General features: G+C 73.3%; 12 protein-coding genes. 6 read left to right on the plus strand and 6 right to left on the minus strand.

The window, feature by feature from the left end; genetic code table 11:
• Positions 1 to 139 precede the first annotated feature (139 nt).
• From EJ357_RS45190 to EJ357_RS45220, 6 genes are read right to left on the minus strand one after another with little or no spacing between them, the layout of a single operon-like run.
• On the minus strand, positions 140 to 1,402 hold the full coding sequence (locus EJ357_RS45190) for a cytochrome P450 family protein (protein WP_126398356.1): 1,263 nt from the start codon (positions 1,400 to 1,402) through the stop codon (positions 140 to 142).
• A complete protein-coding gene (locus tag EJ357_RS45195; protein ID WP_126398358.1) occupies positions 1,399 to 2,637 on the minus strand; it encodes a cytochrome P450 family protein in 1,239 nt (412 codons plus the stop codon). Before EJ357_RS45195 ends, EJ357_RS45190 begins: the two co-directional genes overlap by 4 nt.
• On the minus strand, positions 2,634 to 3,266 hold the full coding sequence (locus tag EJ357_RS45200) for a GTP-binding protein (RefSeq protein ID WP_126398360.1): 633 nt from the start codon (positions 3,264 to 3,266) through the stop codon (positions 2,634 to 2,636). Before EJ357_RS45200 ends, EJ357_RS45195 begins: the two co-directional genes overlap by 4 nt.
• Positions 3,238 to 3,600, minus strand: a complete 363-nt coding sequence (locus EJ357_RS45205) for a DUF742 domain-containing protein (RefSeq protein WP_126398362.1) — start codon at positions 3,598 to 3,600, stop codon at positions 3,238 to 3,240. The genes EJ357_RS45200 and EJ357_RS45205 overlap by 29 nt, the downstream gene beginning before the upstream one ends.
• Positions 3,597 to 4,019 (minus strand): roadblock/LC7 domain-containing protein, encoded by a 423-nt coding sequence (locus EJ357_RS45210; protein WP_126398364.1) that lies wholly within the window; start codon positions 4,017 to 4,019, stop codon positions 3,597 to 3,599. Before EJ357_RS45210 ends, EJ357_RS45205 begins: the two co-directional genes overlap by 4 nt.
• Positions 4,016 to 5,653 (minus strand): ATP-binding protein, encoded by a 1,638-nt coding sequence (locus tag EJ357_RS45220; protein ID WP_228472805.1) that lies wholly within the window; start codon positions 5,651 to 5,653, stop codon positions 4,016 to 4,018. The genes EJ357_RS45210 and EJ357_RS45220 overlap by 4 nt, the downstream gene beginning before the upstream one ends.
• Positions 5,654 to 5,945: 292 nt before the next feature.
• On the opposite strand from EJ357_RS45220, the gene EJ357_RS45225 reads away from it, so the two are divergent.
• From EJ357_RS45225 to EJ357_RS45245, 6 genes are all read left to right on the plus strand, one after another.
• Complete coding sequence (locus EJ357_RS45225; protein WP_126398366.1) at positions 5,946 to 6,182, plus strand: hypothetical protein; 237 nt, start codon at positions 5,946 to 5,948, stop codon at positions 6,180 to 6,182.
• A 355-nt stretch (positions 6,183 to 6,537) separates the two neighbouring features.
• Positions 6,538 to 8,268 (plus strand): fatty acyl-AMP ligase, encoded by a 1,731-nt coding sequence (locus EJ357_RS45230; RefSeq protein ID WP_126398368.1) that lies wholly within the window; start codon positions 6,538 to 6,540, stop codon positions 8,266 to 8,268.
• Positions 8,269 to 8,396: 128 nt separating this feature from the next.
• Positions 8,397 to 15,581, plus strand: a complete 7,185-nt coding sequence (locus EJ357_RS49890; protein ID WP_228472806.1) for a type I polyketide synthase — start codon at positions 8,397 to 8,399, stop codon at positions 15,579 to 15,581.
• Complete coding sequence (locus tag EJ357_RS49895; protein ID WP_267132870.1) at positions 15,556 to 22,164, plus strand: HAD-IIIC family phosphatase; 6,609 nt, start codon at positions 15,556 to 15,558, stop codon at positions 22,162 to 22,164. Before EJ357_RS49890 ends, EJ357_RS49895 begins: the two co-directional genes overlap by 26 nt.
• A gap of 103 nt (positions 22,165 to 22,267) precedes the next feature.
• The gene (locus tag EJ357_RS45240; RefSeq protein ID WP_126398370.1) at positions 22,268 to 24,640 is read left to right on the plus strand and encodes a thioester reductase domain-containing protein; all 2,373 of its coding nucleotides are present in this window, start codon (positions 22,268 to 22,270) and stop codon (positions 24,638 to 24,640) included.
• On the plus strand, positions 24,637 to 25,776 hold the full coding sequence (locus EJ357_RS45245) for an alpha/beta hydrolase (RefSeq protein ID WP_126398372.1): 1,140 nt from the start codon (positions 24,637 to 24,639) through the stop codon (positions 25,774 to 25,776). The genes EJ357_RS45240 and EJ357_RS45245 overlap by 4 nt, the downstream gene beginning before the upstream one ends.
• Positions 25,777 to 25,804 lie beyond the last annotated feature (28 nt).

The following is a 25,804-nucleotide window of genomic DNA, read 5'->3' on the forward strand; positions in this document are numbered from 1 at the left end:
CACTTGTGCACAGGTGAGCCCCATGGGGCGTACAGCGGGCATCGACGCGATACCCAATCCCCCCGCGTAGACGTAAGTTCGACCTGCGGCGGGGGCACGACCGGAACGGGGGACCGGTCGCGTCCCCGCGCCCTCAGCCTCAGGCCCGCAGGCGCACGGGGATCTCCTGCCAGCCGAACGCGATGAACGACGGCACCTGACGCAGCTCGTCCTCCCCGACGGCCAGATCCAGGCCGGGGAAGCGCTCGAAGAGGGCGGGCAACGCCGTCATGGCCTCGACCCGGGCCAGCGGAGCGCCGATGCACCGGTGCACACCGATCCCGAACGCCAGATGGTCGTCGGCCCCGCGCGCCGCGTCGAAGCCGTCCGCGTCCGGCCCGTAGTGCTCGGGGTCCAGACCCGCGGCGGCGTACGTCGTGATGATCGCGTCCCCGGCCGGCACCGTCACGCCCCCGACCTTGATGTCCTCGACGGCGAACCGCAGGGGCAGTGAGGCGATCGACGGGTGCACGCGCAGCGTCTCGTCGATCACCGCGTCCCAGCCGATCTCCCCGGACCGTACGGCCGCCAGTTGCTCGGGGTGGGTCAGCAGGGCGACGGCCGCGTTGCCGATGAGGTTGACGGTCGTCTCGAAACCGGCGCCGATCACCAGCAGCAGCGTGTACAGCAACTCCTCGTCGTTGAGCCGGTCGCCGTCCTCGTCACGCACCCGGATCAGCTCGGTCGTCAGATCGTCCCCGGGGTGCTCGCTGCGGTGGGCGATCAGCGCCCCCAGCACCGTGCCGATCTGCTGCTGCACGAACGCCGCGTGCTCCGGGCTCGGGTCGGAGGTGTCCATGATGGCGGCGATGAGCGTCCCGGTCGCCTCCGTCAACTCGTCGGGCACACCGAACAGTTCGCAGATCATCCGCATGGGCAGGGGATGGGCGAACCCGGCCTTCAGATCGACCACGCCGCCGCCCGTGCCGCCGTGGTCGACGGCGCCGGCGAGGGCGTCCAGCAACTCCGTGGTGATCGCCTCCACCCGAGGCCGCATCAGCTCCGTACGCCGCTGGGTGAAGCTCGGCGCGACCAGCTTGCGCAGCCGTGTGTGGTCGGCGCCGTACGTGGAGAGCATGTTGACCACGCCGACCCAGCCCAGGATCCAGCCCCAGGAGGGGTGTTCGCCGATCTCGGGCCACAGCCGCCAGTGCCGCCGCGGGTCCTTGCTGACCTGCGGGTCGAGGATGAGCTCCTTGAGGGTGTCGTAGCCGGTGGGCGCCCACGCGGGAATGCCGCCGGGCAGCTGCACGGGCACGATCGGGCCGAGGGCGCGCAGCCGGGCGCTCTCGCCGGCGATGTCGGATCCGAACGGGTCGATGGCGAAGCGGTCGAGGCGTTCGGTGCGGTCGGTCTCGGTCACGACGGAACTCCTGGCTGGTCGGGGGAGCGAGGGCTGAACCGGACGGGCAGCGAGGTCAGCGAGCGGTGGAAGGGACCGGGCCGCCAGGTCAGGCGGGCGCGCGGCAGGACCGGCTCCAGGTCGGGCAGCCACTGCGTGAGCCGCTCGATCGCCTCGGTGGCGATGAGCAGCGTGTGCTGCCGGACCGGGCAGGCGTGCGGGCCCGCCGACCAGGACAGGTGCGAGGCGTCCTTGGGGTGCCGGCCGCTGGTGACCTCCTGCTCGGCGAAGTGGGCGAGCGCGCCGTAGGAGACGACCACCGGCACCGCGGCTCTGATCCATGTGCCGTGGAAGGACACCGGGTTGCGGGCGTAGTGGATGCCGTAGTTGGCCAGCGGTGTCTCGTGGTGGAGCACCTCCACCACCGCGTCCGTCACGGGGCGGGCCCCGCTGGTGAGCGTGGAGTAGTACAGCGGGTTGCCGAGGATGCGGGACAGCGCGTTCGACACCAGGTTGGCCGTCGGCTCGTGTCCGGCGCCCAGGGTGAGGAACACCTGCCAGGTGACCTCCTCGGGGGTGAGCCCGGCCGGGTGGTCCAGGAGCCAGCTCGGAAGGTCGTCGCCCCGCCGCTCGGCCTTGGCCCCGATCAGCTCCAGCACGTACCCGCCGAACTCCGCCTCGCCCTCGGCCGCTTCGGCGCCGCCCTCCATCATCTTGCCCAGCGCCCCGTCGAGCCGGTCGCTCTGACTGTCCGGCAGCCCGAAGAGGTTGTTGAACACCAGCGCCATCAGCGGGCGCGCGAACTCGCCCACCAGATCGGCCTCGCCCTTCGGCCCCATCCGGCCCACCAGCACCCGCACCGCCCGGTGCACCCGGGCCCGCAGATCGTGCGGCTCGATCCGGTCGAAGGTGTCGATCAGCGTGCTGCGGTACCGGACATGGGCCGCGCCGTCGGCGAACAGCGTGTTGGGCCGCCAGCGCATCATGCCGAGCACCGGAGAGTCGTCGGCGACCGTGGACTCCCACGGCCGCGGATCGTGCGAGAAGGTCTCCGTGTCGTGCAGCAGATCCAGCGCCGCCCGCCGCTCGGTGACGACGTACGCCGGCACGCCCGGAGCCAACTCCGCCCAGCCGACCGGGCCCTGGGCACGCAGCTCGTCGTAGTAGCGGTACGGATCCTGTGCGAAGCCGTCCTCCCAGAGCCGCACGGGTGCCGAGCGGGTGAAGGCCTGCCGGTCGGGGGAGTGGGTGGTCACCGGGCGTCCTCCGGAGCGTTGCGGTCGATCAGGTGCTGGACCAGCGCGAGCAGCGCGTCGACGGACGAGTCGGCGTCCCGCGCGTCACACGTCACCATCGGCGTGCCCGCCTCCAGGTCCAGGGCGGCGCGCAGCTGTTCCCGGGTGTGATGCCGGGGCGCGTCCGGGAACGCGTTGAACGCGACGGCGTACGGCAGCCCCGACTCCTCCACCAGCCCCAGCACGTCGAACGACGCGTCGATCCGACGGCTGTCGACCAGGACCAGGGCGCCCAGCGCGCCGTACGCGATGTCGTCCCACAGCGCCCGGAACCGCTCCTGCCCGGGTGTGCCGAACAGATACAGCACGACCCCGCCGGGCAGGCTGATCCGGCCGAAGTCGACGGCGACCGTGGTCGTCGACTTGTCCCGCACCCCGGCGAGATCGTCCACCTGCGCGGACGCCTCGCTGAGCGGCTCCTCGGTGTGCAGGGGCCGGATCTCGGAGACGGAGTCGATCAGGGTCGTCTTGCCCACGCCGAAGGGGCCGGCGACCAGGATCTTGACCAGGTCGCGGGCGGTGTCGGGGAGGTGGACGTCCCCGGTCGGGGTCCGGGGAGCGCTAGATGTGCTTGAGGGCGCGAAGGCCATCGGCCACTCTCTTCAGCAGGTCGGGGTCGAAGCGTCCGGCGGGTGGGATCGGCGCACGGGCCAGCACCAGGTCCCGGTCGATGAGGTCGGCCGCCAGTACGCGTATCGCGGACACCGGCAACCGCAGCAGCGCGGCGGCCTCCACGACCGTCAGCGAACCTTCGTCCAGGGCGTCCAGCAGGGCGAGTTGGGCGGCGGGCAGACCGGCGGGGGCGGGAGTACGCGTGCCGGTGAGCACCGACAGCCGCTCCAGGTGGGACCGGCTGGGCCGGGCCACGCCGCCGGTCGACAGATACGCCGGGACCAGCGGGCGGCCGTCACGCCGGCCGGTCATGCCGACGCGTCTCCGTCGGCACCTCGGGGCGCGGCGGCCATCGCCTTCTCGCCCAGCCGGGCCACCTGCGAGTGCACCCGGTGCGCGAGCAGATCGAGGCGCACCTCCTCGTCGCCGTAGGCGGCCACGCAGGTGCCGTGATCCGTCGGCACGATCAGCACATAGCCGTGGTCGGACTCGATGACGACCTGCCGCACCTCGGCCTGCTCCCGGTCGGCGAACGCGGCCGCCGCGGTACGGCACGCCCCCTGCACGGTGCTGGTGATCGCGGCCACCCGCTCGGCGGAGGGCCGGGTGAGCGCGTCCGTGTACCCGGTCACCAGTCCGTCCCGCGTCAGCAGCACGGCGGCCACGACGTGCGGCACCTGCAGGATCGGTTCGAGCACCCACGCGGTGTCTCCAGCATCACGGCTGGTCATCGAGCCGTTCCCCCTTCATGGTCGGTCTGATCGATGTCGTCGGCCGTGGCCTCGGCCCGCCGGCGGGCCGCGCCGGCGGATTCCGGTACGGCCGTGGAGGCATCGCCCGTGCGCTGGCCGGCCGCCGACCGGGCCGCGGACGTACCGGCTTGCAGCGCGCCGAGCGCGGCGGCGGCGCGCTCCGGGCGGCGTACCTCGGGATCCGGGCGGCGTACCTCGGGCCGCGGTGCGGGCGTGTCGTCGGACGCGGCGGCCGGCCGCGTGCGGCGCCGGCGCTGCGGCAGGCCGCCGGCTTCGCGCGGAGCGTGGTGCCCGGAGGCGGTACCGGAGGCGTCGTGGTCGTGCTCGGCGCCGTATCCGTGCGAGGTGCCGGACGTCCGGGGTCGCGAGCTCGCGGCGGGCTCGTCACGGGAGCCGCCGGAGGCCTCACCACGGGGGGCGCCGGAGGTCTCACCGCCCGAGCCGGAGGTCTCGTCGCCGCGTGGGCGGAGGGACTCCCCATCGCGCGAGCCGAGGGGCTCCTCGCCCCGGGCCCGGGCGGACGCCTGGTCGTGGGATGCCTTGCGTGTGGGGCGTGGTGCGCTGGCCGCGGGCGGGCGCTCGTCGGGGTCGATACGGCTGAGCAGGTGGCTGTCGACGCGCAGTACCGCGCGCACTCCGCCGTACGGCGACGGCGACGACAGGTCCACGCTGAGGTCGAACTGCCGGGTCAGCTGTCCGATCGCGGCGAGTCCCATGCGCGGCGGGTCGCCCAGCTCGGTGAGGAGGATCGGCTCGGAGCCGGCCACCAGCCGCTGCGCGCGGGCGCGTTCGTCCTGGGTCATACCGAGGCCCGCGTCGTCGACCGTGACACAGGCGCCGTGATGCACGTGCTCCAGGTTGACCACGACGTCGGTGTCGGGCGCGGAGTGCCGCAGGGCGTTGTCGAGGAGTTCGGCGACGATGATCGCGACCGGCTCCACGGCATGGGACACGAGCCCGGTCCCCGCCGCCAGGTGGTTGTGGACCCGGATCCGGTGGTAGCCCGCGAGCCGGGCCTGGCCGCCGGTCACCGCGTCGACCAGGTGCGACTCCTCGCGGGCGAGCCCGACCCAGGCCCCGCACACCACCGCGGCCACCTGGGCGCGCCGAAGCGACTGCTCGTTCTCGTGGTCGAGCTGGAACAGGGTCTGCGTCAACTCCGGGTCGTCGTACTTCTGCTGAAGCCCGCGCAACGCGTCCTGCAACCGGTACAGGGCCGCCTGGATCTCCCGTGTCGCCCCGCGCATCCCGGCCTGCGCGGCCGCGTCCACCCGGGTGCGCTGCGCGGCCAGCTCGGTGCGCAGCCCGGTCAGGACCTGCTCCAGCGCGAGGCCCAGTGGCGTGCCCGAGGTCTGCGGATGCAGCGGGCCCGGCACAGTGACATGCGGGTGTGCCAGCTGCCGGGCCGCGGCCGGAAGCCGTTGCGCCCCCAGATGCTCGACCTCGGCGGTCAACGCCTGTAGCGCGTCGCCGAGTTGGTGGCGCAACGCGGCGATCTCGGCGCGCTGCCGCGCCTGTTGGCGCTGCGCGTGCAGCAGCCCGCCGCCCAGGGCGACTGCGGACAGCATGCCGACGGCGAGACCGCCGGTCACCAGGTCCGGTATTTCGATCATCGAGTCGGTTCCCAGGTGGTCGGTTCGGGAGCGGTCGGGCAGGGCTGGTCCCGAGGCCGCGGGGGAGGGCGCTCGGAGCACAGTACACACCGTCATCGACCGATCTCGCACGGTCGATCGATACTTCAATTCGAAAGTGTCAGGACTCTGCTCACTTCTGCGTCAACTGTCTGAATTGGCGTACAGCAAGGGGGAGTTGGCGTAGATGCCCGCCTTCGGCGGTGCGGTGTGTGCCCGCCCGGGCGGCGGGTACTCGGCGAAGCCAGGAACGACAACGCCGGAGGAGGCCCGAATGACCAGCGGCACGGAAACCGGTGGCGTGACCGGTACGCAGGACAAGGACTACAACCTGATCTGGTACGTGGAAGCGTGCCTGAACAACGCGCTGCGTCTGGAGAACTACATCGAGGACGCGGAACGCGGCAAGGACACCGAGGTGGCCGACCTGTTCCGCAAGGCCCAGGCGGACAGTCGCAAGGGCGCCGAACTCGGCAAGGCGCTTCTGCGTACGCGACTGAGCGGCGGCTGACCCGGCCCGCCCGCGCGGCCCGGACACCGAGAGAGCCGAGGTGTCCGGGCTTTTGCCTGTCCGCAGGTGACGGATCTGTGTCGGACCTCGCTTCGCCAACCACCCTTTGGACACGTAGGGTTTACTTCTGTTCGGCCCGTCGGACCGAACGGAGTTGCTATGGTGCTACTCGCCGGTAGCAAGCTGAACGGGGGCGCGGGGAGTCCGGACCCAGCGCCACAGCTTCCCGGCGGGTCGTCGAGCGCGACAGGTCCGGCAAGGGGGCCGGGCCGACCGAGGCGTCTGCGCGTTTCTCCTGCGCGCCCCTCGAACTCCAGTTCCTCGCCCACCGATTCAGACAGGTGAGACTCGCAACATGGTTCGTTCCCTGGTCGATCTGCTGACCACGCATGCTTCGCACCACCCCGATCGAACCGCCTACCGCTACCTCGTCACCGGCGATGTCGACGGCGAGATCCAGGAGATCTCGTACGGCCGTCTCGCCCACCGCGCCCGCGCCGTCGCCGCCTGGCTGCAGGAACGCGGCCTGGCCGGAACCCGCGCCATGCTGCTGTACCCGCCCGGCCTGGAGTTCATCTGCGGCTATCTGGGCTGTCTCACGGCCGGTGTGGTCGCCGTGCCGGGTGTCCCGCCGCAGGGCCGCGCGCAGAACCACCGTGCCCTGACCCGGATGAAGCGCCTCATCGCCGACGCCGACGCCAAGGTGATCCTGGGCGGCCGTGAGGTGATCTCGGCCCTGTCCGGGATGGCGGAGCACCTGCCCGAACTCGCCGACATCACCTGCGTCGCCACCGAGGACATCCCCGACGAGGCGGCCGCCGCCTGGCGGGAGCCCGACCTCACCGCTGACTCGGTCGCCTTCCTCCAGTACACCTCCGGCTCCACCTCCGCCCCGCGCGGCGTGATCGTCACCCACGGAAACCTGCTCGACAACGAGCGGGTCATCACCGAGCGCATGGGCCACACGCAGGACACCATCGCCGAGTACGGCCACGAGATGTTCGTCAGCTGGCTGCCGGTGTACCACGACATGGGCCTCATAGGCCCCGTCCTCAACACGGTCCACCTGGGCGTGACCGCCACCCTCTTCTCCCCGCTGCACTTCCTGCAGCGGCCCCAGCGCTGGCTGACCGCGATCAGCCACTACCGCCCGCACACCAGCGGCGGCCCCAACTTCGCGTACGAGCTCTGCCTCAAGCACGCGGGCCCCGAGCTCCTCGACGGTCTCGACCTCAGCAACTGGAAGGTCGCCTTCAACGGCGCCGAGCCCATACGCGCCGCCACCCTGCGCCGCTTCGCCGACACCTTCGCCCCGGCCGGCTTCCGCCGCGAGGCCCTCTACCCGTGCTACGGCCTGGCCGAGGCCACCCTGATGGTCACCGGCAGCACGGTCCACACCGCACCGACCCTGCTCCAGGCCTCCGAGTCCGGCCCGCACGCCGGCCAGTCCGACGCGGCGGCCGTCGGCTGCGGCCGTCCCGGCCCCGACGTCACCGTCGCCATCGCCGACCCCGAGGGGCGCGAGGAACTGCCCGAGGGCGAGGTCGGCGAGATATGGGTGCGCGGCGCGAGCGTCGCCAAGGGCTACTGGCGCAACGCCCTCGCCACCCGCGAGACCTTCCGCGCCACCCTGACCGGCCATGACGGCCGCTTCCTGCGCACCGGCGACCTCGGATTCCTGCGCGACGGCGAGCTGTTCGTCACCGGCCGCCTGAAGGACCTCATCGTCATCGACGGACGCAACCACTACCCGCAGGACCTGGAACTGACCGCCGAGATGGCCCACCCGGCCCTGCGTCCCGGCTGTACCGCCGCGTTCTCCGTCGACGCCGTGGACGGGGGCCACGGCGAGCAGTCCGTCGTCGTCGCCGAGATCACCCCTGACGTGGCAGACGAGGCGGAGAAGATCACCGACGTCGTCCGCAGCGCGATCGGCGAGGCCCACGGTCTGGCGGTCCGTGACGTCGTCCTGGTCGAGCCGGGCACCATCCCCAAGACGTCCAGCGGGAAGATCCAGCGCCACGCCTCGCGGGCGGCCTACCTGAACGGCACCCTCGCCGTGATCGCCGCGCCCGCCCTGAGCTGACACCGCCCAGTCACCGTATTACGTCGGCGAGTGCGCCGTACGACGGCCGCAGCGACCGCACCACGATGCGATCCCCGCACGGCGTACGGCTCCAGCCCTTGCCCGAATCCACGAGGACACCTGTCTACATGCCTGCGCTCGAGTCCCCGAAGCCGTCCCCCGACCCGTCGCTCACCGCACCCGAGGGGGTACGGGCCTGGCTGGAGTCGGCCGTCGCCGAGGCGGCCGGGCTCGACCCGCTGACCGTCGAACCGGATCGGCCGCTCGCCGAATTCGGGCTGGGATCACGGCAGTTGGTGACGCTGGCCGCCGAGCTGTCCGCGCTGACCGGCCGGCCCCTGGACCCGTCCCTCGTCTTCAACCATCCGACGATCGCGGCGCTCGCCGAGGCGGTGTTCGACGACGGGCGGTCGACGGCGCATGGGACGAGCACAGTCCCCGCGCCGGCCGACGTACCCGTACGGCACGACGACGACATCGCGATCATCTCGATGGCCTGCCGCTTCCCCGGCGGTGCCGACGACCCTGAGGCGCTGTGGCGGCTGCTCACCGCGGGCGAGGACGCCATCAGCGAGGTGCCGGCGGGCCGTTGGGACACACAGGGTTTGCACGACCCCGACCCGGAGGCCACCGGCAAGGCGTACTCCCTGCGTGGCGGCTACCTCTCCGGCATCGACCGCTTCGACGCGGGCTTCTTCGGGATCTCGCCGCGCGAGGCCGCCGCCATGGACCCCCAGCAGCGGCTGCTCCTGCAGACCGGCTGGGAGGCCGTCGAACGCGCCGGGATCGTCCCGGACACACTGAACGGCAGCTCCACGGGCGTCTACATCGGCCTGTACGACAGCGGCTACCTGGCCTCGGCCGCCCTGGACCAGCTCGACGGGCATGTCGGCACCGGCTCGGCGTCCAGCGTGGCGTCCGGCCGGATCGCCTACACCCTCGGCCTGCAGGGCCCGGCGGTCACCGTGGACACCGCGTGCTCCTCCTCCCTGGTCGCCCTGCATCTGGCGGCGCGGGCGCTGGCGGGCGGCGAGTGCGACCTGGCGTTGGCGGGCGGCGCGTCCCTGCTGGTGACGCCGCGCGGGCATGTCGAGTTCAGCAGGCTGCGCGGACTGTCGCCGTCCGGGCGGTGCAGTCCGTTCTCGGCGGACGCCGACGGCGTGGTGTGGGCCGAGGGCTGCGGCGTGGTGCTGCTCAAGCGGCTCGCCGACGCGCGCCGGGACGGTGACCGCGTCCTCGCGGTCGTCAAGGGCTCGGCGATCAACCAGGACGGCCGCAGCCAGGGCCTCAGCGCCCCCAACGGCCCCGCTCAGGAGCGGGTGGTGCGCGCCGCACTCGACGCCGCCGGGCTCCAGCCGCACGACCTGGACCACATCGAGGCGCACGGTACCGGCACCCGGCTCGGCGACCCCATCGAGGGCCGCGCCCTGGCCGCCGTCTTCGGGCCCGGCCGCCCCGCCGAGCGCCCCCTCGGGGTCGGCTCACTGAAGTCCAACATCGGCCACACCCAGGCCGCCGCGGGCATCGCCGGCGTCATCAAGACCGTACTGGCCCTCCACCACGACCGGATACCTGCGTCCCTGCACGCCGAGAACCCGACCGAGCACATCGACTGGGCGCACAGTGGGCTGCGCGTACACGGCGAGGCCCAGGCCTGGCCGCGGGATCCCCAGCGGGTACGGCGGGCCGGGGTGAGCGCGTTCGGTATCAGCGGCACGAACGCCCATGTGGTGATCGAGGAAGCCCCGGTAGAGCCGACGCGACAGCCCGGCGACCTGCCCGGCGCCACCCTCTTCCCGCTCTCGGCCCGCACCCTCCCGGCACTGCGGGCACAGGCCGGCCGCCTCCTCGAAACCCTTGAGCGGCAGCCCGACGCGCCGCTCCCGGCCGTGGCCGCGACGCTGGCCCACCACCGCACCCACTTCGAGCACCGGGCCGTCGTCTGGGCGAGCGACCACGCCGACCTGCTCACCGCCCTGCGTGCCCTCGCCGAGGACCGGCCCGACGCCGACCTGACCATCGGCCCTCAACAGACCCTCCCCGCAGGCAAGGTGGCCTTCGTCTTCCCCGGGCAAGGAGCCCAGTGGGCGGGCATGGCACGCGACCTGCTCGACCGCGACCCGGTGTTCGCCGACGAACTCGACCGCTGCGACGCAGCCCTGCGCCCGTTCACCGACTGGTCGGTGACATCCGTCCTGCGCGGCGACGCGGGCGCCCCTGGCCTGGAACGCGTCGACGTCGTCCAGCCGGTTCTCTTCGCCGTGATGGTGTCGCTCGCCGCGGTGTGGCGTGCCCGCGGTGTACGGCCGGACGCGGTCGTCGGACACAGCCAGGGCGAGGTGGCCGCCGCGTGCGTCGCCGGGGCACTCAGCCTCAACGACGCCGCGGCCGTGGTCGCCCTGCGCAGCCAGGCGCTGTCCGGCCTGTCCGGCACCGGCACCATGGCCGTCGTCGCCCTGCCGCACACCGAGGTCGAGGCGCGACTCGCGGACGGCGACGGCAGGATCGGCGTCGCCGCCGTCAACAGCGGCCGCTCGACCGTCGTCGCCGGTGCCGTGGACGCGGTGGAGGCCCTGCTCGCCGACCTCGACCGGCAACAGGTCTTCGTCCGCCGCCTCGACGTCGACTACGCCTCCCACAGCGCGCAGGTCGAGCCCGTCCGGGCGACCGTCCTCGACGAACTCGACGGAGTCACCACCTATCCCACGTCCGTCGCCTGGTACTCCACGGTCACGGGCGAACCGGTCACCGAGGAACTCGAAGCCGACTACTGGTACACCAACCTGCGCGAACCCGTCCGCTTCGCGCCCACCGTCGAGCGCATGGCCGCCGACGGCTACCGCTGCTTCGTCGAACTCAGCCCGCACCCGTCGCTGCTCACCGCCCTGCACACCATCGACGAGAGCCTGGTCGCGGTCGGCTCCCTGCGCCGTGACGAGGACGGCCCCGCCTGCCTGGACCGCGCCACGGCCGAACTCCACGTCCACGGACGACGGATCGACTGGCGCCCACTGGTCCCGCCCACCGCTCCCGCGGACCTGCCGACGTACGCCTGGGACACCCAGCGCCACTGGATCGAGCCGGCCGCCTCCGCCGCCGCCCCGGGGCTCTTCGACCGTGCCGCGCACCCGTTGCTCGGCGTCCAGCTCCAGTCGGCGGACGAGACCCGCTGGACCTTCCGCAACGAGTGGTCGCCGGCCACCGCCGAGTGGCTGCCCGACCACACCGTCTTCGGCCGGACCGTGGTCTGCGGCACCACCCTGATGGAACTGTGCCGGGCAGCGCTCGCCGTGGCCCGCCCGGACACCCCTTCCGACGTCACCGACCTGCTCCTCCTGGCTCCGCTCACCCTGCCCGACACGGGCACGGTCGAGGTGTCCGTCGAGGTGGTCACCGCCGGGGCCGTACCGGAGATCACGGTGCACAGCCGCCCGCGCGTCCAGGAAGCCACCGACTGGACCCTGCACGCCACCGCCTCCGCCGCCGAGTCGGCCGCCCTGCCGGCCGACGAGCCACCTACCTGGCCGGAGACGGCCGAGCCGGCCTGGGGCGAGGAGACCTACGAGCGACTGACCGCTCTCGGTCTCGGCTACGGCCCGGCCTTCCAGGGCGTACGACAGGCCACCGCGTCCGGCGACGGGACCGTGCTCGCCCGCCTCTCGCTGCCGCCCGTGGCCCGTGACACGGCCGACCCCTACCCGCTCCACCCGGCGCTCCTGGACGCCGCCCTCCACGTGGCCGCCGTCCTGGACACCGACGACCGGAAGGTCCTGCTGCCGGTCGCCGTGGCCCGCTGTGTCCTGCTCCCCGGTGGAGCGACGGACCTGATCGCGTCCGTACGCAGGACGGACGGCGGCTCGGGCACGGACCTCACCCTGGACGTCGCTCTGTGGGACGCCGACGGCTTCCCGGCGGGACGGCTGGAGGGCGTACGCCTGCGCGCCGCGAACCCGGCCGACCTGAACGGCGGCCCGGAGAACGGGCGGCACCTGTACGAGGTGGCGTGGACTGCCGTACGGGAGACGCGGGACGAGGCGCCCGGCACCGCGTGGGCCGTCCACGGCGACCCGTCCGACCCGGCGGTGGCGGCGGCCTTGCGCGACCTGCGCGCGGCGGGCGTCCAGGTCACCGGCGAGGGCGCCGAGACCGTCGTACGAATCTGGCCTCGCCCGACGTCCGACACCGAACCGGCCGCCACCGCACACGAGCTGGCCGCCACGGCCCTGGCCGAACTGCAGGCGCTGATCGCCCTGCCGCCGGACCAGTCGCCCACGCGCACCCTCTGGGTGACCCGCGGGGCGATCGCGGCGGCCGACGGGGACCCGGTGGCCGGGTTCGCCCAGTCCGTGCTGTGGGGACTGGTACGCAGCGCCCGCAGCGAACACCCGGACCTCGGGATCGGCCTCCTCGACCTCGATGGTGACGAACCGTCACTGCTGTCGGCCGCCGAATGCACCGATGAGCCTGAACTCGCCCTGCGCGGTGGTGAGTTGCTCGCACCTCGCCTCGTCCGTGCCCGTACCGCCGCGTCCGACGGTACGGCTCGGCTTCCCACCGACGGCACCGTACTGATCACCGGAGGTCTCGGCGCGGTAGGCCGCCACATCGCCCGCATGCTCGCCGAGAACGGCGTCCGGCACCTGATGCTGACCTCCCGTCAGGGAACCGGCGATCCCCGCGCGGCAGAGGTCACCGCCGAACTGACCGCACTCGGCGCAGAAGTCGAGATCGCCGCCTGCGACGTCGCCGACGCGGCGGCCGTGACGGACGTACTGGCCCGCATCGGGGACGACTCGCCCCTGCGCGGAGTCGTCCACTGCGCCGGAGTCCTCGCCGACGGCGTGGTCGCCGAGCTGACCCCCGAACGGCTCGCACAGGTGCTGCGCCCCAAGGTCGACGGGGCCGCCCACCTGCACCGGCTCACCGCCGACCACCCGCTCGACCTCTTCCTCCTGGTGTCCTCGGCCGCGGGAGTGGTCGGCAGCGCGGGTCAGGCCAACTACGCGGCCGCCAACGTCTTCCTCGACCAACTCGCCCACCACCGAAGGGCGTTGGGCCTGCCCGGCAGCTCGGTCTCCTTCGGCGCCTGGGCCGGGGAGGGCCTCGCGGCGGTCCACGCCGACCTGGAGCGCATGGCCCGCGTCGGTCACCGCGCCCTCACCGCCGACCAGGGCCGGGAGCTGACCGCGCTGGCCCTGCGGCGCGACGCCCCGCACCTGGTCGCCTGGGCGCTGGACCTGCCCCGGCTGCGAGCCGCCGCACCGACGGACGCCCTGTGGCGCACCCTGCTCCCGGCGTCCGGGCGCGTTCGAGCGGGCAGCCGCACGCCGGCCGACCGGCTGGCCCGGCTGCCGGAGTCCGAACGCGCCGCGCGCGTCCTCGCCCTGGTCCGCGAGGAGGCCGCGCACGCCCTCGGCCTGCGCTCGGCGGAGTCCGTCCGCCCGGATCAGCCGCTGCGCGACCTCGGCATGGACTCGGTGACGGCGGTCGAGCTGCGCAACCGCATCGGTGCCCGGATCGGCGCCAAACTCCCCGCGACCCTGCTCTTCGACCATCCGACGCCGGGGCGTCTCGCGGAATACCTGCTGAGCAGCGCGCTCGCGGCAACGGGCCGCACGAGCCGGAAGGCCCGGCCGGCACCCGCACGCTCCTCGGACGAGCCGGTGGCTCTGGTCGCCATGGCCTGCCGACTGCCCGGCGGCGTCACCGACCCGGAGGGGCTGTGGCGCCTCGTCGCGGAGGGACGGGACGCGGTCGGGCCGTTCCCGGCGGGGCGGTGGGACGTCGAGTCGCTGTACGACCCCGACCCGGACGCCCTCGGCAAGTCCTACGCCCGCGAGGGCGGCTTCCTCGACGACATCGACTCCTTCGACGCGGGCTTCTTCGGCATCACCCCGAAGGAGGCGGCGGCGATGGACCCGCAGCAGCGACTGCTGCTGGAGACGGCCTGGGAGTCGCTGGAGCGCGCCGGAATCGTGCCCGCCGACCTGGCGGGGAGCACCACCGGCGTGTACGTCGGCATGTTCGGCAGCGACTACCTCTCCGGCACCCGGCTCGACCAGCTGGACGGCTACGTCGGCACGGGCTCCGCCCTGAGCGTCGCCTCGGGACGGCTCGCGTACACGCTGGGGCTGAACGGGCCCGCCCTGACGGTGGACACCGCGTGCTCGTCCTCGCTGGTGGCCGTGCATCTGGCGGCGCAGGCGCTGCGTGCGGGCGAGTGCGATCTGGCGCTCGCCGGCGGTGTCACCCTGATGGTCACGCCGCAGACCTTCGTCGAGTTCAGCCGCCTGCGCGGACTGTCGCCGACGGGCCGATGCCGTTCCTTCTCCGACGCCGCCGACGGCGCGATCTGGGCCGAGGGCGCCGGCATGGTCGTACTGAAACGACTGAGCGACGCCCGGCGCGACGGTGACCGGATCCTCGCCGTGCTGCGCGGCACCGCCGTCAACCAGGACGGCCGCAGCCAGGGCCTGTCCGCGCCGAACGGTCCCGCGCAGGAGCAGGTGATCCGGCGCGCGCTGGAGCAGTCCGGGCTGCGCCCCGCCGACATCGACCACGTCGAGGCACACGGCACCGGCACGACCCTGGGCGACCCGATCGAGGCGAACGCCCTCGCGGAGGTCTTCGGCGCCTCGCGCCCCGAGGGACGCCCGCTGTACCTGGGCTCGCTGAAGTCCAACGTCGGGCACGCACAGGCCGCTTCGGGCGTCGTCGGCCTGATCAAGGTCGTGCAGTCACTGCACCACGAAACCCTGCCGCGCACCCTGCACGCCGACACGCCCAGCCGCCACGTGGACTGGGCGGACAGCGGACTGCGTCTGCTGCGGGACGAGGTGGCCTGGCCCGCGTCGGCGGAACGGATCCGGCGTGCGGGGGTGAGCGCCTTCGGGATCAGCGGCACCAACGCGCACGTGATCGTGGAGGAGGCGCAGCCGCCCACGCCCGAGCCCCCGGCCGAAGTCCCGCCGGGCAAGCACCTGTTCGTCCTGTCCGGCCGCGGTGAGGCGGGCCTGCGCGGACAGGCCGCCGCGCTGGCCCGCCACCTCGCCGACGACTCCGTCCCACTGCCCGACGTCGCGCGCACCCTGGCCCTGCACCAGCCACTTCGAGCGGCGTGCGGCGATCGTGGCCGAGGAGCGGGAGCGCGGCGAACTGCGGTCCGTGCTCGGCGAGTTGGCGGCCGGACGGATGCCGTTGCCGCCGCACCGGGAGGAGCGGACGGGGAAGGTCGCCTTCGTCTACGCCGGACACGGTGGTCAGTGGCCCGGGATGGGCCTGGACCTCATGACCGAGTCGGAGGCCTTCCGTGAGGAGCTGACCCGGATCGACGAGGCGGTGGAGCGGCACGCCGGCTGGTCGGTGCTCAACGCGCTGCGCGCACCGGAGGAGTTCTCCCCGCTCGAGCGCACCGAGTACCTGCAGCCGGCGCTGTTCGCGGTGAACGCGGCGCTGACCGCCGCCTGGCGCTCGCTCGGCGTCACCCCGGACGCCGTGACCGGCCACAGCCTGGGCGAGATCGCCGCCGCGTACAGCGCGGGCGCCCTCACCCTGGACGACGCCGTGGCCGTGGTGACCGGACGCGCCCGGGCGGTCGTACCCGTCGCCGGCCAGGGCGGCATGCTGTCCCTGGACCTCCCGCGTCCGCGCGTGGAGGAACTGCTCGCCCCCTACGCCGGCCGGCTGTTCGTCGCCGCCGTCAACAGCCCGCACTCCACTGCCGTCTCCGGCGACGCCGACGCACTGGCCGAGCTGCGCCGCGGCCTCGACGAGCAGGGCATCAAGGTCCGGCCCCTGTCGACGCCGTTCGCCTCGCACACCCCGCTGATGGCACCGCTGCGAGACGACCTGCTCGCCCGCCTCTCCGGTATCGGCGCGGGGCACGCCCGGACCCCGCTGTACTCGACGGTGCTCGCGGAACCCGTGTCCGCAGACCGTCTCGACCCGGGCTACTGGTACGCCAACCTCAGTGAGCCCGTCCGCTTCGCGGACACGATCCGCCGCATGCTGGACGACGGCTACCGCTACTTCGTCGAACTGAGCCCGCACCCCTCGCTCGGCTCGTCCATCGAGGTGGTGGCGGCCGAGGCCGGAATCGACGCGGTGAGCGTCGGCTCGCTGCGCCGACAGCGCGGCGGACGGGACGTCCTGCTGGGCAGGCTGGGGGAGTTGTACGCCGCCGGCCACACGCCCGACTGGTCCGCGCTGTTCCCGGGGGGCCGCCGCGTCGACCTGCCGACCTACGCCTTCGCCCGCGAACGCCACTGGCTGGCCCCCGCCCCGGCCACCGCGACCGGCGCCTCCCCGCTCCTCGGCACCCACGTCGAGGCCAGCGACGAAGCCGACCGGCACCTGTTCCAGAGCGAGGTGGACCTGAGGGACAGCCGCTTCGCCTATCTGACCGACCACAAGGTCACGGGCGAGGTGTGGCTGCCCGGCGCCGCCTTCCTCGGCATGGCGCTGGAGGCCGCCTCCGCCGTGCAGGACGGCGCCGACGTACGGCTCGCCGACGTCAGGTTCGTCCAGCCGCTGCGTCTCGACGAGTCCCGGCCGACCCGGCTCCAACTGGTCCTGAGCCCCGCCGTCGACGGCTTCCGGGACTTCACCATCGCCTCGGCGCCCACCGGACGCGGACAGCGGACCCGCTGGGAACGCCATGCCGGCGGCCGCGTCGCCGTCGACCCCGCCGAACCCGGCATCGCCCCCGGCGACTCCCTCGCCGCCCTGCGCACGCAGTGCACGGAACAGGTCGACCTGCCGACCGTCTACGGCGGTCTCGCAGCCCTCGGCATCGAGTACGGCCCCGCCTTCCGAGGCCTGGAGTCGGGCCACCGCACCCACTCCGCGAGCCTCGCCCGACTGGCCGACAAGCCCGCCGCGGGCCATCTGCTGCACCCGGCCGTCCTCGACGCCGCCTTCCACGCGGCCGCGCTGCCCGGCGGAGCACCCGAAGGACGGGCGTTCGTGCCCGCCGGCGTCGGCCGGCTCCACCACACCGGACTGCGCACCACCCCTGTCTGGGTGACCTGCGAACTGCGGTCCGTGTCCGGCGACACCGCCACACTCGACCTTCGGCTGTACGACGAGAAGGACCAACTGCTTCTGGTGGCCGAGGAGTTCGAGCTGGCCGCGCTCTCGCCCCTGGACGGGGCGCTGTTCGAGACCCGCTGGCAGTCCCGCGCGGTGGCCAACGAGCCACCCGCGCAAGGCAGGTGGCTGATCCTGGCCGACGAGTCGGGCGTGGCCTGCGAACTCGTCGAACGGCTGGGCAGCAGCTCCGTGCCGTACGTGGTCGCCCGAAGGGGCGAGGTATTCGCCGCCGAGGGGCCAGCCCACTACGTCCTCGATCCGGCCGACCCCCGGCAACTGGCCCGCCTCCTCGACGAGGCTTTCGCCGGCGAACTGCCTGAGCGCATCGTCCAGTTGTCCGCCCTCGACGCTCCCGCGATCGATGACGCCCGCACGGCCGAGGAGGCCGCCCGGCTGTGCTGCCTGGGCACCCTGCACCTGGTGCGCACGCTCGCCGACCGGGCGCAGGGCCCGGCACCGCGCCTGTTCGTCGTCGTGCGGGGCAGCCAGGCAGCCGGTGACAGCACGCAGGTGACGCGGCCTCAGCAAGCGCTCGCCTGGGGCTTCGGCCTCGCGGTGGCACAGGAGCACCCGGAGCTGAGGACCACGCTCGTCGACCTCCCGCCGACGGACGGCGTCGACTCCCTGTGGACGCAGCTCCGGCACGCCGACGACGAACGGCTCGTCGCGCTGCGCGGCGCCGGACGACTGGTACCCCGCCTGACCCGCACCCGTCCGGACGACAGCGGTCACAGGGCCGTCACCGCCGACGGCGTGCACCTGATCACCGGTGGCCTGGGCGGCCTCGGACGCGTCGTCGCCGAACGGCTGGTCCGCCGAGGCGCCCGCCGCCTGGCCCTGATGAGCCGGAGCGCGCCCTCCGCGGACGCCATGGCCTGGATCCGGGATCTCGAAGAGCGGGGCGTGACCGTGCACGTGGCCCGCGCCGACGTCGCCGACCGCGCCGGCCTCACCGCCGCCCTGGACGCCGTACGCCACGCACTCGGCCCGATCGCCGGCGTCGTCCACGCGGCCGGCGTCCTCGACGACGCCACCATCGCGAACCTGACCGACGAACGCGTCCTGCGCGTCCTCGCCCCCAAGGTCCTGGGCACCGCGCTGCTCACCGAACTCACCCCGGACGCCGAGGACTTCGTCCTCTTCGCCTCCGCGGCCGGTCTGCTCGGCTCGGCCGGGCAGAGCCCGTACTCGGCGGCCAACGCCTTCCTCGACGCCTGGGCCCACCACCTCTCCCGCACGGACCGGCGGGCGCTGAGCCTGGACTGGGGCGCCTGGTCGGGCGTGGGCATGGTGTCCGGGGCCGGCGCCCGCGAGGCCGAGACGGCCCGCTCGGGCCTGGTCGCCTTCTCGGCGCAGGACGGCGGCGAACTCTTCGACCGCGTCCTGACCACCGCCCGTCGTCAACTCGCCCCCCTAGCCCTGGACTGGGAGCTGCTGGCCCTCGACCCCGACGCCGCCCGCACCCGCCCGATCCTGGCCGACCTGATCACTGTCCCCACGGGTACGCCCGACACGGACGACCTGGTCAAGAAGGTGTTCTCGGCGACGACCGACACCGAACGGGCCGTACGGCTGGAGGCGTACGTACGCGCCCGGGTCGGCGAGGTCTCCGGCGGCGCCGTCCAGGTCTCCGCGACCACGGCCCTGAAGGAACTCGGCCTCGACTCCCTCATGCTCGTGCGGCTGCGCAACGCCTTCGCCCGCGAGCTGGGCGTCGAACTCCCTGCGGCAACCGTCTTCTCGGCCGCCGACATCCGCGGCCTCGCCCAGGCCCTGAGCGCGGCACTGCCCGACCGGGCGGCACAGGACGAGCGACAGCACACGAAGCCGGACGAGCCGCGGCCCGCCGCCGAGGTACCCGCGACCGAACTGCACCCCGCGACCCGCGACGTCGTACGGCTGCTGCGCAGCGCCCAGCCAGGCATGCCGCAGGCCGCCCACGCCGTCGGCCTGGCCGTACGCCTCACCACACCGACCACCCGCGATGCCCTCACCGGCATCCTCACCCGCCTCACCGCACGGCACGCCGCCCTGCGCACCGCCGTCGTCACCGCCGCCGAGGGCGGGCGGCAGCTACGGGTGGACCGCGAACTCGCCGAACCCCCGCTGCGGTGGACCGTCGTGCCGGACGACACCGGCCTCGACGCCGCCGACGGACTGCGGGCGCTCCTGGAACCGCCGTTCGCTCTGGAGACGGCGCCCCTGTGGCGCTTCGAGCTGCTGGACGGCGGCGAGCGCGGCCAGATCCTCGTCTACGGCGCCCATCACGCCGTCAGCGATCTGCAGTCGCTGCTGCTCGTGGCGGGCGAGATCGACGCCGAACTGTCCGGCACGGCGCTCGACGGCACCGTCAGCAACCGCGACATCGCCCTGTTGACCGAGGCCCAGCAGGTGGTCGGCGGGGATACCGACACGCAGGCCGACGCGGACGAATGGCGTGCCGCCTTCCAGGGCGGCGCCCGCCTCGACCTGACCCTGAGCCGACCGCGCCCGCAGACCCGCTCGTACCGCGCCGGCAGCGTCACCGTGCCGATCCCCGACGGGCTCATGGACCGGATCGCGGCCACCGCGAGCCGCCTGGCCGTGACCCCCGCCGCGTTCTGCCTCGGCACCCTCACCGTCCTGCTGGCCCGCAAGCGCGAGCACGAACGCTTCGTCCTCGCCGTGCCCGTCGACACCCGCATCCACGCCGACGCATACGACGCCGTGGGCTTCTTCGGCGTGCCGGTGCCGTTCCCCGCCCAGGCGAACGCGGGGGAGCGGATCGAGGACGTGCTGCGCCGCACCGACGGGCGTCTGCAACGGGTGCTGGCCAAGGGAGCGATGTTCTCCGACGTACTGCCGGTGCTGGCCCGGCAGGGCCTGTACCGGGCCAACGCGCCGCTGGTCGAGGTGTACTTCAACTATGTACGGGCCGCGGGCCGGCCGGCCGCCCTGGAGGTGCTTCCGGCGGGCACGGGCTACTCCGACCTCGACCTGATGATCACCATGACGCCGGACGCGGGCCGCATCCGCCTGGACCACAACCTCGACATCCTGGACGCGGCTGCCGTCACCGAGCTGGGGGAGGAACTGCTGCGGCTGCTCGCGGAGACGGCCGGGGATCCGGCGGGACCGGTGCGTACGACGTCCGCGCCCGCGCCGACGCCGATGACTGCCGAGATCCCGGAGGCAGGCGCCGAACAGGTCCCGGCCGAGGGACCCACCTCCGCACCGGCCCACCAGCTCGCCCTCGCCGCCACTTTCGCCCTCGGCAACCTGCCCCTGATGTGCGAGACGGCGGTGGACGAGTCGCTACGGGACGGCAGTGTCACGACCGTCGCGGAGGCGCCGTACCACCACGTCCTGGCGAGCCTGCGCGACCCGAACGGCGTGTTCGCCGACCCGGCCACCACCGCGGGAGTGGTCCTCCTGCGGGCGGCGGACCTGCAACGCTTCGGCCCCGTCGACGACGCGCTGCTCGCCGAACTGCGCACCGCCTACCCGGCCGCACTGCGCGCCGCGGCCGAGCGCAGCCGCAAGCCGCTGATCGTCGGCTTCCTGCCCACCGCACAGCCCGAGGACCGCCTCGGCCGGTGGGAGCGGGAGATCGCCGCCGAGCTGGCCGACGCGCCCGGCATCGCCGTACTCGGCCCCGACGACTGGACCCGCCACCACCCCGTCGAGGAGCCTTTCGACGAGCGCACCGAACGACTGGCCCACCTTCCGTTCACCCCGCACTTCCAGGCGGCCGTCGCTCTGCGCCTCGCCGAGGCCGTCCGGGCGGTACTTCGCCCCGCGCCGAAGGTGATCGCGGTCGACGGCGACGAGACCCTGTGGGGCGGCGTGGCCGGGGAGATCGGCCCCGAGGCCGTCGACCTGACGGGTCCGCGGGCCCAGCTGGCCCGCAGGCTGTTGCGGTGGCGGACGGCCGGCGCGCTGCTGGTGCTGGTCAGCAACAACGACGAGGACACGGTCCGTGCCGTACTCGACCGGCCGGACAGTGCCCTGAAGGCGGAGCACTTCAGCGTGCTGTCCGCGGCCTGGGGACCGAAGCCGACCCGTCTGGCCGAGGCGGCGCGCACGCTCAACCTCGGCCTGGACAGCTTCCTGTTCCTCGACGACAACCCGGCCGAGATCGCCAAGATGCGCGCCGCGCTGCCGCAGGTGCTGTCGGTGACCTGCCCGCCTACTGCCGAACTGACCGAGTTCCTGGGCCGGTTGTGGCCGCTGGTCCCCGCCGCCGCGACGGCCGAGGACGCGTTGCGGGCGCGGTTCTACGAGCAGGAGCGGGAACGCGACGCCGTGCGCGAACAGGCCGGTTTCGAGGAGTTCCTGGACGGGCTGGAGCTGGAGGTCGACGTCCGGGCCCTGTCCGACGACGACGTCCAGCGCGCCGAGCAACTCGTCGCCCGCACCAACCAGTTCACGCTGCGTGCCCGCTCCGCCGACGGCGGCGACGTCGCCCGCTGGCGCGAAGACGGTGAGATCTGGACGGCCGCGGCCCGCGACCGCTTCGGCGACTACGGTCAGATCGGCCTGCTCGCCGTGCGCCACGACGGCGACCAACTCGACGTCCTCGCCTGGCTGATGAGCTGCCGCGCCCTCGGCCGAGGCGTAGAGGAACGGCTGCTGCAATGGCTGGCCGACCGTGCCGAGGAACTGGACTGCGCCAAGGTCCGCCTGACCGCGGAACGCACCCCGCGCAACGCCCCGGCCCGCCGCCTGCTGTCGGCACTGGGCGGCGGCGACCCGGACGACGAGCGGCTGGAAACCGTGGTCACGCCGGAACACCTGCGGACGTTCCGCTCCTGGCGGCGGCAGTGACGGCACCGATCAGTGGGCGGCCGGGGGACCGCCCGGACGGCACCGCCGGGGTCCGCCCGGACAGCACCGACGAAGGGGCAAGGCAACACCGTGAAGGACTCTCATGCGTGAGGTGAACGAGAACGTGTCGGCTGCCGCCGAACAGCGGGCGACCGCGGAGGAGATAGAGCGGGGCGGAGTCGGCCTGACGGTGACCGACCTGCTGGCCAGGGTCACCGGATCGGCGGCGCCCACGCGGCCGGACGCCGGCCCCCGGCGGGACGTGGACACCCTCGCGGCCACCATCGCCGCCATGGCCGGCCGTTACGTCCCCGCAGGCCACCTTGCCCCCGACGCCGACTTCTTCGACGCGGGCGGCACCTCCGTGAGCGCGGTGGAACTCGTCGCCGCGCTGGAGGACGAGCTGGCCGTGCAGCTCGACCTGGACGAGGTGTTCGCCGACGCCAGGCCGGTCAGCCTGGCCAGGCGCGGACTGGGCAGCACCGGCGACGCAGCCGTCGTACCGGCGCCGCCCGCTGGGCAGATCCCGGCTGCGCAGATCCCGGCGTCGCGCGCTCCGGAGATCCCGGCGTCGGCCGCTCCGGAGTTCCTGGTATCGCCCGCTCAGGGAATCCCGGCAGTCCAGGCTCCGTCCGCACACTCCGCGGCCCGACCCGACGACCTCACCCAGATCCTCGCCGACCTGGCCCTCGCCGACCGGCTCCCCTTCACACGCTCGCCCGAACCCCTGCCGCCCCGCCGCGTCCTGCTGACCGGCGCCACCGGCTTTCTCGGCAGTCACATGCTGCTGGACCTGCTGCGGCACAGTGACGCCCACGTCTACTGCCTGGTCCGCGCCGCCGACGAGGAGGCGGCCGTCACGCGGCTGGGCGAGGCGCTCAAGGGTTATGCCCTGCCCTGGTCGTCGGAGGTCCGCCGCCGCATCACCGTACTCCCCGGCGACATCCGCCAACCCCGCCTGGGCCTGCCCGACGACCTCTGGAACACTCTCGCCCACGAACTCGACAGCATCGTCGGCGTGGCTGCCGCCGTGGACTTCCTGCGCGGATACCAGTCCCTGCGCACCAGCAACGTCCTCGGCGCCCTCACCCTCGCCGAACTCGCCGCGACCGGGCGTCCCAAGCCCCTGCACCACATCTCGTCCATCGCCGTCTTCAACGAGGTCGGCATCCCCTCCATGGGCGAGGACGACCCGTTCGCCCACATCGACCGCCTCGTCGCGGGCTACGACCAGACCAAGTGGGCCGCGGAAGTCGCCCTGCGCCGGGCCCGTGACCACGGCCTGGTCGTCACCGCCCTGCGCCCCGGCGGCATCGGCGGCCACACCAGGACCGGCGCCTACAACCCCCAGGACCTCAGCAGCGGCCTGATCTCGGCGTTCGGCCGCTTCCGTACCGTCCCGGCCTTCCGCTGTCTCAACGCCGCCCCTGTCGACTGGGTCAGCCGCGTCGCGGTCGCCGCCATCTGCGAACCCGACGCCTGGGGCTTCGACTACAACCTCACCGGCGTCCCCAACACCCTCGACGACGTCGTACGGGACATGGCCCTGGGCGGCATGCACGTGCGTGTGCAGGACTGGGACGAGTGGCGCACCGACGCCCTGGCCCGCCTCCAGGCCGACCCGGTCCCCGAACTGGCCTTCCTCACCCGCGTGTTGCAGAGCCCCACCGCCCTGAAACTGTGCGAGGCCACCCTCAAGGGCCCGGCCGCCACGGCCGACCGCACCACCGCACTCGTCGAGGCCCTCGGACTGCCGCCCGCCGCCCGCTACGACGCATGGGCCCAGCTGAAGACCTTCGAACGCCTCGCGAACGACGGCCTGGCCCGCCTCCCGGACAAGGACGACCAGCCGTACCTGTGGTTCACCGAAACCACCGAAGGCCGCGTCGGCCCGGTCGGCGCCACCCCAGACACCCCCTGCGCGATGTCCCTCACCCTCTCCATCGCGAGCATGCACCAGCTGGTGACCGACCGCCGTGTCGACGTCCGGGGCGAACTCACCTGCCCGGCCCTGCACCCCGAGCCACTGACCGTGGAACGCGGCGACATCGTGATCCGCCCCGAGGAAGGCATCCCGCACGGGCACGGCCTGCGCCACCAACTCCTGCGCTACCGCCTGCGATTGACCGACACCGACGGCGGCCGCTGGTGGCTGGAGGGCCACAAGTACGCGCGCGCCCGCCGCGACCTCTGGCGCCAGACCCGGGCCCTGACCGTGGAACTCGGCCGCGAGGGCGAACCCGCGAGCCTGGCCGGCGAGGTCGTCGTCCCCGCCGACTCCTACGTACGCGACCAGATCGACGGCATCAAGGTCGACCCGCGCCTGACCAGCCAGGAGAAGCGGGCCGCCAAGCTGACCTGGCTCGCCTGGTTCGGCCTGGAGATGGGCCGCGGCCTGCTCGGCCCCTTCGCCCGGGCCGCCGCGGACCTGCTCGACCTGCGCCGCACCCCGACCTCCACGGAGCACCACCGATGATCTTCCGCACGACGAACCCCAGGACCACCCGGACCGCCCTGCGCAAGGTCAGGACCACCACCTCCCTGCGCCCCCTCCACCACCGCCTCGACCCGGCGAGGGTCGAGGAGATCCCGTTCCACGCGCCCGACGGCGTACGCCTCGGCCTCACCCGCATCGACAGCGGCGACCGCGACCGCCCCGCCGTGCTGCTCCTGCACGGTCACACCGCGTCCGCCGACATGTTCCTGCTGCCCGAGACCCGCAACCTGGTCGATGTCCTCCTGGACGAGGGCTACGAGCCCTGGCTGCTCGACTGGCGGGGCAGTTGCCGTCTGCCGTACAACGAGACCGGCCGCCGCTACACCTACGACGACGTCGCCCTGTACGACATCCCCGAGGCCGCACGCCACATCCGCACCCGCATCGGCGACCGCCCCCTGTTCGCCGTCGCCCACTGCATCGGCTCCCTGACCCTCTCCCTGAGCATGACGGCGGGCCTGGTCCCCGGCCTCGCGGGCGTCGTCTCCCAGGGCGTGTTCCTCACCCCGAAGCTCGCGGGCCGCACCTCCCTGCGCATGAGCCTGGCCGGCGAGCTCCTCAAGTCCCGTATCGACCACATCCCCGTCGACTTCCGCAAGGTCGGCCTGTGGTCGAAGTACACCCCGCTGTTCGCCCTGGCCTCCCGCAAGGCGACCTGCCCGGACCCCACCTGCCAGATCCTGCACAACTCGGCCTGGGGGACCGGCGCCTCCCTCTTCGTCCACGAGCACCTGACCGACACCACCCACGACCGCCTCGCCGAACTCCTCGGCCCCGCCCCGCTGTGGATCCTGCCGCACCTGCGCCGTATCGAACTGGCCCGCACCGTGGTCCGCTGGCACGACACCGACCACCGCTACCGTGCCCTCCCGCAGAACGCCCTGGACGCCGCCGCCCGCATCGACACCCCGGTGCTGCTCCTGGCAGGCAGCGAGAACGGCCTGTGGCTCGACTCGCAGAAGCTCTGCCGAGACGTCCTCGCCCACCGCCAACCCCAGCTGGACGTGACGTACACCGAGATCCCGGGCTACGGCCACCTGGACACGTTCCTCGGCAGGGGCGCGGCCCTCGACGTCTTCGGGCACATCCTCGATTTCCTGGGCGAACGCCGGTGACGGCAGCCGGTACGGCCGGATACCGTAC

This window comes from Streptomyces cyaneochromogenes, from assembly GCF_003963535.1.
GTDB classification, from domain to species: domain Bacteria; phylum Actinomycetota; class Actinomycetes; order Streptomycetales; family Streptomycetaceae; genus Streptomyces; species Streptomyces shaanxiensis.